Origin of the sequence: Brevundimonas sp., from assembly GCF_027484365.1 — a bacterium.
GTDB lineage: Bacteria > Pseudomonadota > Alphaproteobacteria > Caulobacterales > Caulobacteraceae > Brevundimonas.
Genome location: NZ_JAIXTC010000017.1, coordinates 181,515 through 194,388, shown reverse-complemented (window position 1 = coordinate 194,388; position 12,874 = coordinate 181,515). Strand labels below are relative to the sequence as shown.

12 protein-coding genes are annotated in these 12,874 nt (G+C 67.5%); 10 read left to right on the top strand and 2 right to left on the bottom strand.

Annotated elements, in window-relative coordinates; translation table 11 throughout:
* The first annotated feature begins 236 nt into the window (after positions 1-236).
* Positions 237-1,598, top strand: a complete 1,362-nt coding sequence (locus Q0044_RS07875; RefSeq protein WP_298161327.1) for a M23 family metallopeptidase — start codon at positions 237-239, stop codon at positions 1,596-1,598.
* On the opposite strand, the gene Q0044_RS07870 is transcribed toward Q0044_RS07875, so the two are convergent.
* Positions 1,595-2,344, bottom strand: coding sequence for an alpha/beta fold hydrolase (locus Q0044_RS07870; protein WP_298161326.1), 750 nt, complete (start codon positions 2,342-2,344; stop codon positions 1,595-1,597). The two genes, Q0044_RS07875 and Q0044_RS07870, sit on opposite strands and share 4 nt — an antisense overlap.
* Positions 2,345-2,416: 72 nt before the next feature.
* On the opposite strand from Q0044_RS07870, the gene Q0044_RS07865 reads away from it, so the two are divergent.
* Together Q0044_RS07865 and infC are read left to right on the top strand one after the other, a co-directional pair.
* Positions 2,417-3,376, top strand: coding sequence for a glycosyltransferase family 9 protein (locus tag Q0044_RS07865; protein ID WP_298161325.1), 960 nt, complete (start codon positions 2,417-2,419; stop codon positions 3,374-3,376).
* 122 nt (positions 3,377-3,498) lie between these two features.
* Positions 3,499-4,020, top strand: coding sequence for a translation initiation factor IF-3 (infC, locus tag Q0044_RS07860; protein ID WP_298161324.1), 522 nt, complete (start codon positions 3,499-3,501; stop codon positions 4,018-4,020).
* A gap of 75 nt (positions 4,021-4,095) precedes the next feature.
* On the opposite strand, the gene Q0044_RS07855 is transcribed toward infC, so the two are convergent.
* Positions 4,096-5,709, bottom strand: coding sequence for an ATP-binding protein (locus Q0044_RS07855; protein WP_298161323.1), 1,614 nt, complete (start codon positions 5,707-5,709; stop codon positions 4,096-4,098).
* Between the two features lie 310 nt (positions 5,710-6,019).
* Here Q0044_RS07855 and Q0044_RS07850 point away from each other — a divergent pair, with 310 nt between their 5' ends.
* From Q0044_RS07850 to Q0044_RS07820, 7 genes are all read left to right on the top strand, one after another.
* Positions 6,020-7,324, top strand: a complete 1,305-nt coding sequence (locus Q0044_RS07850) for an MFS transporter (RefSeq protein ID WP_298161322.1) — start codon at positions 6,020-6,022, stop codon at positions 7,322-7,324.
* Between the two features lie 127 nt (positions 7,325-7,451).
* Positions 7,452-9,428: an alpha/beta hydrolase family protein gene (locus Q0044_RS07845; RefSeq protein ID WP_298161321.1), complete on the top strand. Its 1,977-nt coding sequence runs from the start codon at positions 7,452-7,454 to the stop codon at positions 9,426-9,428.
* A 163-nt stretch (positions 9,429-9,591) separates the two neighbouring features.
* Positions 9,592-9,789 (top strand): 50S ribosomal protein L35, encoded by a 198-nt coding sequence (gene rpmI, locus Q0044_RS07840; protein WP_298161320.1) that lies wholly within the window; start codon positions 9,592-9,594, stop codon positions 9,787-9,789.
* Positions 9,790-9,843: 54 nt separating this feature from the next.
* Complete coding sequence (gene rplT / locus Q0044_RS07835) at positions 9,844-10,197, top strand: 50S ribosomal protein L20 (RefSeq protein WP_298161319.1); 354 nt, start codon at positions 9,844-9,846, stop codon at positions 10,195-10,197.
* A gap of 107 nt (positions 10,198-10,304) precedes the next feature.
* Positions 10,305-11,291: a polysaccharide deacetylase family protein gene (locus tag Q0044_RS07830; RefSeq protein WP_298161318.1), complete on the top strand. Its 987-nt coding sequence runs from the start codon at positions 10,305-10,307 to the stop codon at positions 11,289-11,291.
* 59 nt (positions 11,292-11,350) lie between these two features.
* The gene (gene pheS / locus Q0044_RS07825) at positions 11,351-12,427 is read left to right on the top strand and encodes a phenylalanine--tRNA ligase subunit alpha (RefSeq protein WP_298161317.1); all 1,077 of its coding nucleotides are present in this window, start codon (positions 11,351-11,353) and stop codon (positions 12,425-12,427) included.
* Positions 12,428-12,436: 9 nt separating this feature from the next.
* Positions 12,437-12,850 (top strand): hypothetical protein, encoded by a 414-nt coding sequence (locus Q0044_RS07820; RefSeq protein ID WP_298161316.1) that lies wholly within the window; start codon positions 12,437-12,439, stop codon positions 12,848-12,850.
* Positions 12,851-12,874: the final 24 nt, after the last annotated feature.

Here is a 12,874-nt window from a genome sequence, read left to right as displayed (position 1 = left end):
GAGACAGAACAGGCGACCATAGCTCGGCGATAGACTGTCCCGTGAACTGTCGGAATACCCAAAGGAGCCTCGAATTACAGGCCGGCTTCACTGCGGTTAATCATTTGTAACAACCCGTCTTCCCATGATGCGGTCCACAGGGTATAGGACCCGCTTCGTGACCGGGGGGACTTGGGCGCGATCCTTGCTTTGAGTGTGATTGGGCGCCGCTTGGCGTCGTTTTCTGCCGGGGACCGATGGCCCAGTTCGATCCGCGACGCCAGCCGATGCGTTTCGCTCCGCACCTCCTGACAGCCGCCGCCGCCGTGACGGTGGCCATGCTGGCGGGACGAGTCTATCAACCCGCCCAGGCCGAAGTCGTTCCCGAACTTACCGCTCTTCAGATCGCCTCGCTGGAGGCCCGCGCGTTCGACGCTGCAGGGACGCCCGCCGGTCTGACGGCGCCCGAAGCCGTTCCCGTCCAGATCCGTCGCGGCGAAACCTTTGAACAGGCCGTCCGCCGCACCGGCATCGGCGCAGCCGACGCCTCGGCCGTCGCCGCCACCCTCTCCAACGCCTTCGACCTGTCGCAGATGCGCGCCGGCCTCCGGTTCGAAACCGCCATCGCCCGTCCGCGCGGCGGCCGCGGCGACGCCCGCCTGATCGGTCTGACGATGCGCACGGGCCCGGCCAGCCAGCTGACCGTGTCGCGCAGCTTCGACGGCGCCCTGCGCCTGCGCGCCCTCGAAGAGCGTGTGACCCACGAAACGGTCGTCCTGAAGGGCGAGGTTCACGGTTCGCTGTCGGCGACCGCCCAGCGCATGGGCGCTGACGCCGCCATTCGCCGCAAGGCCAACCAGCTGTTCGCCCACAAGCTGGACCTTGAGCGCGACGTGCGCGCCTCCGACGAATTCACCCTGGTCTTTGGCCGCACCGTCACCGAGAACGGTCGCACCGTCGACACCGACGACCTGCTGTACGCCGAGCTGAAGGGAGTGGTCTTCTACCGCTACCAGCCCGCCGGTGCCCGTGAGGCCCAGTATTACGACGCCACCGGCAAGAACATGCGTTCCTCGATGATGCGCACGCCGCTCGACCGCGCCGCCCGGATCTCGTCCAGCTTCGGTTTCCGCGTTCACCCGATCTCGGGCTATCGCAAGATGCACCAGGGCATCGACTTCGCCGCCGGTACCGGCACCCCGGTCGTGGCCCCCTCCGACGGCGTCGTCGTCGAGGCGCGTCGCTGGGGCGGCTACGGCAACTGGCTCCGCATCCGTCACGCCAACGGCCTTGAGTCGGGCTATGGCCACCTGTCGCGCTACGGCGCCGGCATCCGCGCCGGCCAGCGCGTGTCCCAGGGCCAGGTTGTCGCCTATGTCGGTTCGACCGGCGCTTCGACCGGTCCGCACCTGCACTATGAAATCTGGCGCAACGGCCAGCGGATCAATCCGTCCGGCATCCGGATGGACGAGTCCACCGTCCTCGCCGGTGCCGACCTGGCCGGCTTCCGCGCCGAAAAGGCCCGGATCGACCGCATCATCGCCGCCGGGGGCGAGCGTCGCCCGACGGTGCTTGAGGCCAATGTCGAAGGCCTGCGCCCCGCCGCCCGCGCCACCTAGAGGCTTCTGAGGCGCTCCACCGCCTCGACCAGCCGCGCCAGATCGCGCGGCGTCGACAGACGGTGATCGCCGGCCTCGACCAGATCCAGCCGCACGTCGCCTCCGGTCAGACGCCCGACCAGGGCCAGGGCATGCGCTTCCGGCACGGTCTGGTCGGCGCGGCCCTGCAGGATGTGCACGGGCGCTCCGATCGGGATCGGACGATCCAGCATCAGCCAGTTCCGCGCCTCCTCGAACATCCGGGCGGTCAGGACGTACTCGCCCAATCCTTCCTCGACCATCAGGGCCTCGCCGTCGCGCAGGATGGCCTGACGGACGTGATCGGGCAGGGACGGCCACATCAGCCGCTCGGTGAAGTCCTGGGCCGGGTTGACCAGCACCAGTCCGTGCATCCGCTCCGGCCGGGCCAGGGCCAGCAACAGGGCGACCCAGCCGCCCATCGACGATCCGACCGGTATGACCGGGCCGTCCAGACTGTCGATCAGGGCGATGGCGTCCTCGCGCCAGCGTCCGATGGTGGCCTGACGCCACTCGCCGGAGGACTGGCCGTGGGCGAAATGGTCATACCGCAGGAACGACCAGCCGCGCTCCCGCGCCGCGGCCTCCAGCGCCAGGGCCTTGGTGCCTTCCATGTCTGACCGGAACCCGCCGATCCAGACCACGGTCGCGCCCGAGCCCGCGATGCGTTTGCAGGCAAGGGTCTCGCCGTCGGGGCGGGTCAACCGTTCAATGTTCGGAATGGTCATGGCCGTGATCCTCTCGCGCGATCGCTCGCCGCCTGATAGCGAACGGGTCGATAGAAGCGAAAGCGAAACCGCGTGCCGTCCAACAAGGTCCTGTTCGTCACCTCCAACCGTATCGGCGACTGCGTCATCTCGTCGGGGATCATCCGCGAGATCAGCCGCCAGGTCCCGGGAGCGCAGATCACCGTCGCCTGCGGTCGCCCGCCCGCGCCCTTCTTCCGCTCGGCCCCCGGCGTCGAACGGGTCATCATCCTCGACAAGAAGAAGGCCGCCGGACACTGGGTCGACCTGTGGCGTCAGGTCGTCGGCACCCACTGGGCTCTGGTCATCGACATCCGTGGCTCGGCGCTGGCCTACGTCCTGAACGCCGACCGTCGCATCGTCTACAACCGCCGCTGGGAGACCGGACTGCCCAAGGTCGAGATGATCTCCCGCCTGATGGGCTCCGAGGCGTCGCTGGAACCCGAACTCTTCATCGACGACCGCGCCCGCGCCGAGGCCGCCGCGATCATCGACCCGGACCTGGCCGCGGCTCCCGGTCCCATCATCGCCCTGGCCCCCATCGCCCACCAGCCGGGCAAGAGCTGGCCCGCAGACCGCTGGGGTCAACTGGTCGAGATGCTGAAAGCCGAGCCCCGCTTCGCCGGCTGGCGTTTCATGCCGGTCGGCGGCCCCGGCGACCGGTCGCCCGCGACTCCGGCGCTGGAGGCGGCCGGACCGCTGGCTATCGACTTCGTGGGCAAGGGCGACATCCTCGCCTCGGCCGCCGCCATCGACCGCGCGGCCCTGTTCGTTGGCAACGATTCCGGGCTGATGCATGTGGCCGCCGCCGCCGGAAGGCCGACGCTCGGCCTGTTCGGCCCGACCGAGTGGTGGCTCTACGGGCCGCGGGGTCCGCGCACCACGATCGCCGCCTCCAACCCGGTCCGGGGCGAGTTCGCGCCGATCGAGGCCCTGACGACCCAGCGTGTCTTCGAGGCCGTGATCGCGCTCCATGATGTCTGGATCGGGTCGGACGCCGCCGCCAAGCCTTGAAGAACGGGCGTTTCGGGCGCATATAGCGACACTTGGGGAACGCGGCGGAGGACCGCGCGCTGACCCTTGCAAGACGACTGACTTCTCAGAAACACAAGGAAACGACGCCCATTCGCCGTCCGATGCAATCGCCGCCCGTCAAGGACGGGCCGCCCATGAACCACGATATCCGCGCCCCGCGCGTTCTGCTCATTGACCAGAACGGCGAGAAGCAGGGGGTCATGCCGACCTCCGCCGCGCTGGAGGCCGCCGAGGAGGCGGGCATGGATCTGGTTCAGATCGTGTCGACGTCGGAACCGCCCGTCGCCAAGATTCTCGACTACGGCAAATTCCGCTTCCAGGAGCAGAAGAAGAAGGCCGAGGCCCGCAAGCGCCAGAAGGTCGTCGAGCTGAAAGAGATCAAGCTCCGCCCGAACATCGACACCCACGACTATGAGGTGAAGGCCAAGGCCATGCACCGCTTCTTCGACGAGGGCGACAAGGTCAAGGTGACGCTGCGCTTCCGCGGCCGCGAGATGGCCCACCCGGAACTGGGCATGAAACTGCTCAACAAGGTCCAGGCCGACTTCGACGAAATCGCCAAGGTCGAATATGCGCCCCGCATGGAAGGCCGCCAGATGATCATGATCCTGGCGCCGAAATAGTCGGCTCAAGTCGCGCGAACGCGCGATAGAGCAGCAAGACTGAAACGCCCCGGCATCGCCCGGGGCGTTTTGCGTTCAAGCGGCGACGGCTTCCGCCTCGATCGCCGGTTCAGACCCCAGCGCCAGGCGGATGGCGTTGAGCAGGGCGTCGGGCTGGATCGGCTTCTGGGCGACGCCGTTCATGCCGGCCGCAATATAGTCCGCCTCATCGCGTGGGTCGGCGTTGGCGGTCAGGGCCAGGATGGGCGTGCGTCCGGCGTCGCCGGGCAGGCGCCGGATGGCGCGGGTCGCGGCGACGCCGTCCATCACCGGCATCTTGATGTCCATCAGGATCAGGTCGAACGGTCGCGCCGAAGCCGCTTCCACCGCCTCGGCCCCGTTCTCGGCCGTCTCGTGGGTGCAGCCGAACATCTCCAGCAGTCGGGTGGCGACGAACCGGTTGGCCGCGTTGTCGTCGGTGACCAGCACATGCAGGGTCTCGTGCGGGGTCGGCTCGGCGATGGCCGTCACCGCGGTACGCCGCTCGGGGCCGCAGTCCGCCAGGGTCAGGGCGAACCGGAAGCGGGCGCCGCCGTGTGGCGACCGGGTCAGATCGATCGTCCCGCCCATGCGCTCGACGATCTGGCGGCAGATCGCCAGACCCAGTCCGGCGCCGGCGCCCTCGCGCCCCGCCTGACCGGTGTTGAACGGCTCGAAGATGGTGACGGCCGCATCGTCGGGCACGCCCGGACCGCTGTCGTCGACGATGGCGTCCAGCCGCACGGCTCCGTCCATGAGGCGCGAGGCCAGGGTCACGACGACCTCGCCGACCTGGGTGAACTTCAGCGCATTGCCGATCAGATTGTTGAGCAACTGCTTGATGCGCATGGCGTCGGCCATGACCCAATCTGCCCCGGCGGTGTCGCAGGCCACGGTCAGGATCAATCCCTTTTCTTCAGCCCGGGGCCGCCACAGGGCTTCCAGATCGGCGCCGACGTCGTCGATGCGCAGGGGGGCGGGATCGATGCTCAGAATACCGGCCGAGGCCCGGGACATGTCCAGGGCATCGGTCAGAAGCCTCAACAGGGTCTGGCCGGAATCCAGGATGGTTTCGACATAGGGGCGGAGTTCCGGCTGTTCGAGTTTCCTCTGCAGCAGGCCGGCGACGCCCAGCACACCGTTCAGCGGGGTGCGGATCTCGTGGCTCATCACCGCCAGGAACTCGGACTTGGCCCGGCTGGAGGCCTGGGCCTCGGCCTCCGCGATCGCCAGGTTTCGGGCCAGCAGTCCCATTTCCTCGGCCTTGCTGCGATACAGGGCCGCGCCGGCCTGCAGGATCTGCACCCCCGCGCCGACGCCGACATAGAGGCCGTTCTCGACCACGATGAAGCCGCGCAGCAGCATGTTCAGTTCTGCAGCGTCGACTGTGCGGAAGAAGGTCTCCGCGCTGGCGCTCGCTTCGGCAAAGGGCGGATTGGCGTCCATCAGGCCGGACACGGGACGGCGGGCATAGAGGGCCCGTCCGAACTCGGCCGCCATCTTCAGGGTGAAGGCGTTGCGCTCGATCAGGCCCAGCGGGCGTCCATCGGGATCGACGACCGCGATGGCCAGGGTGTTGGGTTCGTTCTGGAACCGGTCGAACACCACCGAGCCGGGAGTCTCGGGCGAGACCGGCTGCACTCTCTCCACGAAATCGCCGATACGGGCCATGGGTGCTCCTTAGCGATGCGAAACATAGGAGCCGCGCCTTAATGCCGGCTTTGCCGTTCTTGAAATTTTTGCAGCATTTTCAAAGACATTATGTCGTATACGGACGAAAAGCGCGCCTGATCCAGGGCGGCGCTGCACCCGGCGCGCAAGCCCGTGCGCGGGTTGAACTGACCGGCGAGGATCACTGGCATTCCCGCGCCGACCCCCGGCCGCGCAGGCTGCTTGAGACGGCCCGCTTCCTGGAGGTCCACAACCCACCCGGATGAGCCGGGGCATCGACGTCCGGCGCCGTCCCGCCTAGTAACGCTCCATGTCCGCTCCGCCCGTCGCATCCGCTCCGAAAGCCAAAGCCCCGGCGCTGGCGATGTTGTTCCTGATCGTCTTCATCAACCTGGTCGGGTTCGGCCTGGTGGTGCCCCTGCTGCCGTTCTTCGCCCAGAGCCTGAACGCCGAGCCGTGGCAGATCACGGTGATGTTCGCGGCCTATTCCCTCGGCCAATTCTTCGCCGAGCCCTTCTGGGGCCGGCTGTCCGACCGGATCGGAAGGAAGCCCGTGCTTCTGATCACCCTCGTGTCCAACGCCCTCGGCTATCTGGCGCTGGCCTTCGTGCCGAACATCTGGCTTGCGGTGGCGGTGCGGCTGTTCACGGGGCTCGGCGCAGGCAACATCTCGACGGTTCAGGGCTATGTCGCCGACGTCACGCCTCCGGCCGAGCGTGCGGGGCGGATGGGGATGATCGGGGCGGCCTTCGGCCTCGGCTTCATCGTCGGGCCCGGCCTCGGCGGAATCCTGACCCAGCCGCAGCTGGGCCACATCGGCTATCAGCTGCCGATCTTCGTCGCCTCGGCCCTGGCCGCGCTCGCGGCGGTGGGCGTGGTCGTGTTCCTGAAGGAGAGCCGGGCCAAGGCCGATCCCGCCGTCCCTCGTCCTGGGTTCATGTCCGGCCTGCGCGACGCTCGTGCCGATCCTGTCGTGTCGCGGGTCCTTCTGGTCACCCTCATCTACATGGCCGGCTTTTCGGCGATGGAGAGCGTGTTCGGACTGTGGGCCGGGGCTCGCTACGCCTGGGGCGCGCGCGAGGTCGGGCTCAGCTTCATGATCGTCGGCATCGTCTCGGCCCTGAACCAGGGCGTCTTCACCGGCAAACTGGCCAGACGGTTCGGCGAGACGCGGGTCCTGGCCACGGGGATGCTGCTGTTCGGCGGGTCCCTGGTGCTGCAGGTCCTCGCCCCGGTCGCCTGGTTCCCGGCCTTCACCCTCGATCTCGGCGCCTTCACCCTGCCGATCGTCCAGGGCTGGAGCATTCCGATCATTATGGCCCTCGGGGCCTGCGGCATGTCGATGGCCATGCCCAACATCTCGGCCATGATCTCCCGGGCGACTCCGCCGGACCGCCAGGGCGCCATGCTGGGGCTGAACATGGCCACGGGGTCCATCGCCCGCATCTTCGGCCCGCTGTTCGCCGGCGCCCTGTTCTCCGGCCTCGGCCACGACTGGCCCTTCCTCGTCGGGGCGGCCCTGACGGTTCCGGCCGCCATCATCGCCGTCAACGCGGGGAGGGCGCTGAGGCGGAGTCAGGCGGCGGGCCAGCAAGTGTCCGCCTCAGGCCCATGACGGTCGTCTGTCAGTGACACGGCGGGTCGCCCGACGTTAAATGTGGATGCGCTTCGTCCTTGGGTTGCGTTAGGCTTGCCGGTGGGCGACCCTCGCCGATTATGATGCCATCCTGGAGAGATCGGTCATGCGCGTGATGATGGCGGCTGCCGCCTGTCTGGTCCTGTGTCTTGGAACGGCCGCTCCGGTCCTGGCCCAGTCGGCCCAAACCCCGGCGAGCCCGGCCCAGACGCCCCCGTTGACCGCCTACGCGGCATTGCCGGCCACGGGCTTGGTCAGGCTGTCTGACGATGGCTCGACCATCGCCTATCTGCGCCGCATCGAAGACCGGTCCGAAGTCATCGTCCAGACCCTGACCGGCGAGCTGGTCACCACGGTCGATGTGAGTGACCGCAAGGCCACCGGCCTGACCTGGCTGTCCCCGGACCATGTCGGCATCCTCTCCAGCGTCTACGAGGGAGGGCTGACGATCGGCGCGTCGGAACAGCCGCAGATGGATATCGTCAATGTGCGCACCCAGGGCGTCGCACGCGCCCTGAGGACCGCTGACAGGCCCGTGATCAACGCGACCTACGGCTACTCCCGCGGTGTCCATCGCGGACAGCCGGCCCTGTTCGTGGAAGCCGTCACCAATGATCGCAACGCCTATACCCTCGACATCTACCGCGTCGACCTGAACAGCGGCCGGGGCGTGCGGGTGGCCCAGGGTGAGCGCGACACCTCCGGCTATCTGCTGCGCCAGGACGGCGAACCGGCCCTCCGGATCGCGCGCGATCCTGCATCGGGCCGGACACGCCTGAGCGTGCCGGACGGGCTGGGCTGGAAGCAGATTTTCGAGCGGACCGAACTCATCGACGAGCCGAGCGTCTGGGGCTTCGGCCCCGACGGCGACAGTGTGATGGTCAGCGTCACCGAGGACGGCAAGGACGTTCTTCTGGAACTGGCGCTGGCGGACGGGACGCGGCGCGAGGGCATCGACCTGCCAGGCACGCCGGACAATGTCCTCTACGACCGTCGCGGTCGTCTGCTGGCCCTGGGGGTCGGCGGCGACACGGTCAACTGGGTGTATTTCGAGCCCAAGATCGAGGCGGCCAGCGCCGTCCTCAGTCAGGGCCTGCGTGAGCGCCGCGTCAGCCTGACCTCGTTCAGCGAAAGCTACGATCAGGTCATCGCCTATTCCGTCGGCGTGGGGACGATCGGCGACTCAGGCACCTATTATTTCTATGACGCGCCGGCGCGCCGGGTGAGCGTCGTCGGCCGCGCCTACCCCGGCGTGCCCAACGACCAGGTCGGACCGGTCCGGGCGATCCGGTATGCGGCCGCCGACGGACTGACCATTCCCGGGTATCTGACCGTGCCTTCGGGCGTGCCGGTAAGCCGACTCCCGCTGGTGGTTCTTCCGCACGGAGGACCTCAGTCACGGGACTATCTCGACTTCGACTGGCTCGCCCAGAGCCTGGCGTCTCGCGGCTATGCCGTGTTGCAGCCGAATTTCCGGGGCTCCAGCGGTCTGGGCGAAGCCCACCTGCAGGCCGGCTACGGGGAGTGGGGCCGCAAGATGCAGACCGATGTCTCGGACGGCGTCCGATATCTCGCTGACCAGGGGCTGATTGATCCGGACCGTGTCTGCATCGTCGGCTGGAGCTATGGCGGCTATGCGGCCCTGGCCGGCGTGACGCTCGAGAACGGCATCTATCGTTGTGCGGTCTCCATGGCGGGGGTTTCGGACCTTCCGGCCATGCTGGAATCGGAAGTGCGCCAGCAGGGCTCGGGCGCTGAATCGCGCAATCCCATCATTCGCTACTGGAACCGGTTCATGGGCGCCGAGGGGTCGGGCGACAGCCGCCTGAACGATCGCTCTCCCGCCCGGTTGGCGGCCCAGGCGGACGCACCCGTCCTGTTGATCCACGGTCGCCGCGACACGGTGGTGCCGTTCGATCAGAGCGTCCGGATGGAACGCGCCCTGCGCGCGGCCGGAAAACCCGTGGAGATGATCGCTCTCGAGGGCGAGGATCACAACCTGTCCCAGGCCGCCACCCGCCGTCAGATGCTTGAGGCGACGGTCGCCTTTCTCGAGGAACAAAACCCTCCCGACGCGCCCTGAATTGCGACTCTTCTTGCCTTCCGTCTCCGGTTCCGATAGGGACCGCGCCTTCGCGTAACGAACCGCCGGGCTTACAGGCATGCCTGGGCGGTTCTTAAATCCAGGGGATCGGACATCGGGCTCAAGCAGTCCGAAGCACGATCGCCCACGAAAAGGAACTGAAATGCCCAAACTGAAGACGAAGTCTGGCGCCAAAAAGCGCTTCAAATTCACCGCGACGGGCAAGGTTAAGGCCGGGGTTGCGGGCAAGCGTCACCGCTTGATCAGCCACAACTCCAAATACATCCGCCAGAACCGCGGCACGTCCCTGATGGCCGACGCCGACGCCAAGAAGATCAAGTCCTACATGCCCTACGCCTGATCGGCGCTGGCAGACCTGATCTCCTCATCGTATTGAATTTGAAAGGATAGCGACATGGCTCGCGTCAAACGGGGCGTAGTTTCCCACGCCCGGCACAAGAAGGTTCTCGAACAGGCCAAGGGCTTCTCGGGTCGCCGCAAGAACACCATCCGCACGGCCAAGGCCGCCGTCGACCGCGCCGGGCAATACGCCTACCGCGACCGTCGCACGAACAAGCGCAACTTCCGCGCCCTGTGGATCCAGCGCATCAACGCCGCCGCCCGTCAGGAAGGCTTCACCTACTCGCAGTTCATCCACGGCCTGTCCAAGGCCGGCATCGAGCTGGACCGCAAGGTCCTGGCCGCGATCGCCATGGACGGCGTCGGCTTCTCGGAAATCGCCGCCAAGGTGCGCGAAGCCCTGAAGTAGGACCTTTCGGTCAGAGACGTTCGAAGCGCCCGTCCCGGATCCCGGGGCGGGCGTTTTCGTTTGCGGCCTGTGCGGCTAAGGATAGCTTCCGAACCGGAGGGCCGCCCATGATCCCGAGACGCCTGATCCTCGGCCTGTGCGCCGTGCTGTCGGCCGGTCCCGTCGCGGCCCAGACGCGCACCGTCGCCGTCACCTTCGACGACCTGCCCTATCAGGCGTCTGCGGAAGCGCTCTGTGACCCGGTCCAGGCCATGGCCCTGACCCGCGACTTCCTCGCCATGCTGGAGCCGCTCGACAGCCACGCCACTGCCTTCGTCAATACCGGCAAGGTGTGCGAGGCCGAGGCGGGGACGCTGCTGCCGGAGATCCTGAACGCCTGGCTCGACGCGGGCATCGACCTGGGCAACCACACGGCCAACCACGTCAACATTCACCAGATCACGCCCGAGGCCTATCTCGCCGATACCGACGCCGGCGCGCCCGCGCTCCGTGCGGTCCTGGAAGCGCGTGGCCGGACGCTGCGGTATTTCCGGCACCCCTATCTCTTCACCGGAGACACCCAGGAGAAGCACGACGCCATCGCGGCGGGTCTGGCCGGGCGCGGCTATGTCATCGCGCCGGTGACGATCGACAACGTCGACTGGATGTTCGCCGACGTCTACCGCAAGGCCGGACAACTGGGCGACGATGCCCTCAAACAGCGGGTGGGCCAGGCCTATCTGGCCTTCATGGCCACGGTGCTGGACCATTTCGAACCCTATAGCGCCGAGATTACGGGCGGGCGGGAACCGGCCCAGGTCCTGCTGCTGCATGCCAACAGCCTTAACCTCGACTGGTATCCGCAGATCGACGCCCTGTACCGCGCGCGCGGCTACAGCTTCGTCAGCCTCGACCAGGCATTGACCGACCCGATCTACGCCCACCCGGACACCTATGTGCGCCGGAACGGCATCTCCTGGCTGCATCGCTGGACCCAGACCGACGGGAAGCCCATCCGCTGGGAGCCGGACCCGCCCGCCTGGATCGTCGCCGCCAATGCGGGCACGGTCGAGGACCTTGCGGCGGCGGTCGCGGCCGGGACGGTCGCGCCCTGACGGCTTTCGCGCCCGCCGGACGTGACGAATGCGCGCCGGGCCGCTAGAGCGTCCGCACCATGACCGATCTCGCCGTCCTCGAACTCGAATTGATCAACGCCATCGGCTCCGCGACCACCGTCGCCGAGGTCGAGGCCGTGCGCGTCGCCGCCCTCGGCAAGACGGGGACGATCTCGGGCCTGCTCAAGGGGATGGGGGCGATGAGCCCCGATGAGCGCCGCGAACAGGGGCCCATGATCAACGGCCTGCGCGACCGGGTTTCCGCCGCCATCGCCGCCAGGAAGTCGGAACTGGAAGCCGCCGAACTGGACGCCCGCCTGCTGACCGAGCGTGTCGACCTGACCCTGCCGGCCCGTGCGCGTCGCAAGGGCGGGGTCCATCCGACCATGCAGGTCATGGACGAGATGATCGCCCTGTTCGCCGAGATGGGTTTCGCCGTCGCCGAGGGGCCGGACATCGAGGACGACTTCCACAATTTCACGGCCCTGAACTTCCCGCCCAAACATCCGGCGCGGGAGATGCACGACACCTTCTTCCTCAAGCCCGACCCGGAGACGGGCGAGCGCAAGGTCCTGCGTACCCACACCTCGCCGGTTCAGGTGCGGACCATGCTGTCGCAGCAACCACCGATCCGGATCGTCGCCCCCGGCCGCACCTTCCGCAAGGACTCCGACGCGACCCACACCCCGATGTTCCACCAGATCGAGGGTCTGGTGATCGGCAAGGACATCCACATGGGTCACCTCAAGACGACCCTGGAAACCTTCGTCGCCCGCTTCTTCGAGCTGGACGGCGTTGACGCCCGCTTCCGCCCGCACCACTTCCCCTTCACCGAGCCCTCGGCCGAGATGGACATCCGTTGCGACCGCTCGGGCGGCAAGCTGGTGCTCAACGAGGGCGACGACTGGCTGGAGATCCTCGGCTGCGGCATGGTCCATCCCAACGTCCTGCGCTCCTGCGGCATCGACCCGGACGCGTGGCAGGGCTTCGCCTTCGGTATGGGCGTGGACCGTATGGCTATGCTGAAATACGGCGTGCCCGACCTGCGTCCGATGTTCGAGGCCGACATCCGCTGGCTGGCCCACTACGGCTTCTCCGCCTTCGCCGCCCCGAACCCGGCCTCCGGCCTGAGCTGAGGACCTGCCATGACCTTTGTCGATCCCTCCCGGCTGCCGATGACCGGCCTCGGCCGCCCGTTGAATCCGACCACAGACATCTCCCGGCGCGCCTTCGTCGACGAGGACCTGGCGCTGTACGACCTGTTCGCCCACCATCTGAGGACCGGGCGGTCGATGATCGACGGCATCACCTTCACGGGCTGCCGCATCGAGGGCCCGGCGATCATGCTGATCCTGCCCGGCACGACGTTTGACGCGGTGAATTTCGGCGAGTCCAAGGGGGACATCGGCAATATGGTGTTGCGGCCGGTGCGCAACATGGCCATCGGCGCGATCCCGGTGATCAACTGCGCCTTCCGGAACTGCGAGTTCCACGCCCTCGGCTTCACCGGCAACGAACAGATCCTCGGCGAGATCCTCGCCATCAAGAGCGTCGGCTGACGCGCCCGCACTCGACTTCACCGA

Coding starts and splice junctions, on each gene's coding strand:
- infC (WP_298161324.1), top strand. CDS start 3,499: ATGCAATCGCCGCCCGTCAAGGACGGGCCGCCCATGAACCACGATATC.
- Q0044_RS07845 (WP_298161321.1), top strand. CDS start 7,452: ATGCGCGTGATGATGGCGGCTGCCGCCTGTCTGGTCCTGTGTCTTGGA.
- Q0044_RS07820 (WP_298161316.1), top strand. CDS start 12,437: ATGACCTTTGTCGATCCCTCCCGGCTGCCGATGACCGGCCTCGGCCGC.
- Q0044_RS07870 (WP_298161326.1), bottom strand. CDS start 2,344: ATGACCATTCCGAACATTGAACGGTTGACCCGCCCCGACGGCGAGACC.
- rplT (WP_298161319.1), top strand. CDS start 9,844: ATGGCTCGCGTCAAACGGGGCGTAGTTTCCCACGCCCGGCACAAGAAG.
- pheS (WP_298161317.1), top strand. CDS start 11,351: ATGACCGATCTCGCCGTCCTCGAACTCGAATTGATCAACGCCATCGGC.
- Q0044_RS07855 (WP_298161323.1), bottom strand. CDS start 5,709: ATGGCCCGTATCGGCGATTTCGTGGAGAGAGTGCAGCCGGTCTCGCCC.
- Q0044_RS07875 (WP_298161327.1), top strand. CDS start 237: ATGGCCCAGTTCGATCCGCGACGCCAGCCGATGCGTTTCGCTCCGCAC.
- Q0044_RS07830 (WP_298161318.1), top strand. CDS start 10,305: ATGATCCCGAGACGCCTGATCCTCGGCCTGTGCGCCGTGCTGTCGGCC.
- rpmI (WP_298161320.1), top strand. CDS start 9,592: ATGCCCAAACTGAAGACGAAGTCTGGCGCCAAAAAGCGCTTCAAATTC.
- Q0044_RS07850 (WP_298161322.1), top strand. CDS start 6,020: ATGTCCGCTCCGCCCGTCGCATCCGCTCCGAAAGCCAAAGCCCCGGCG.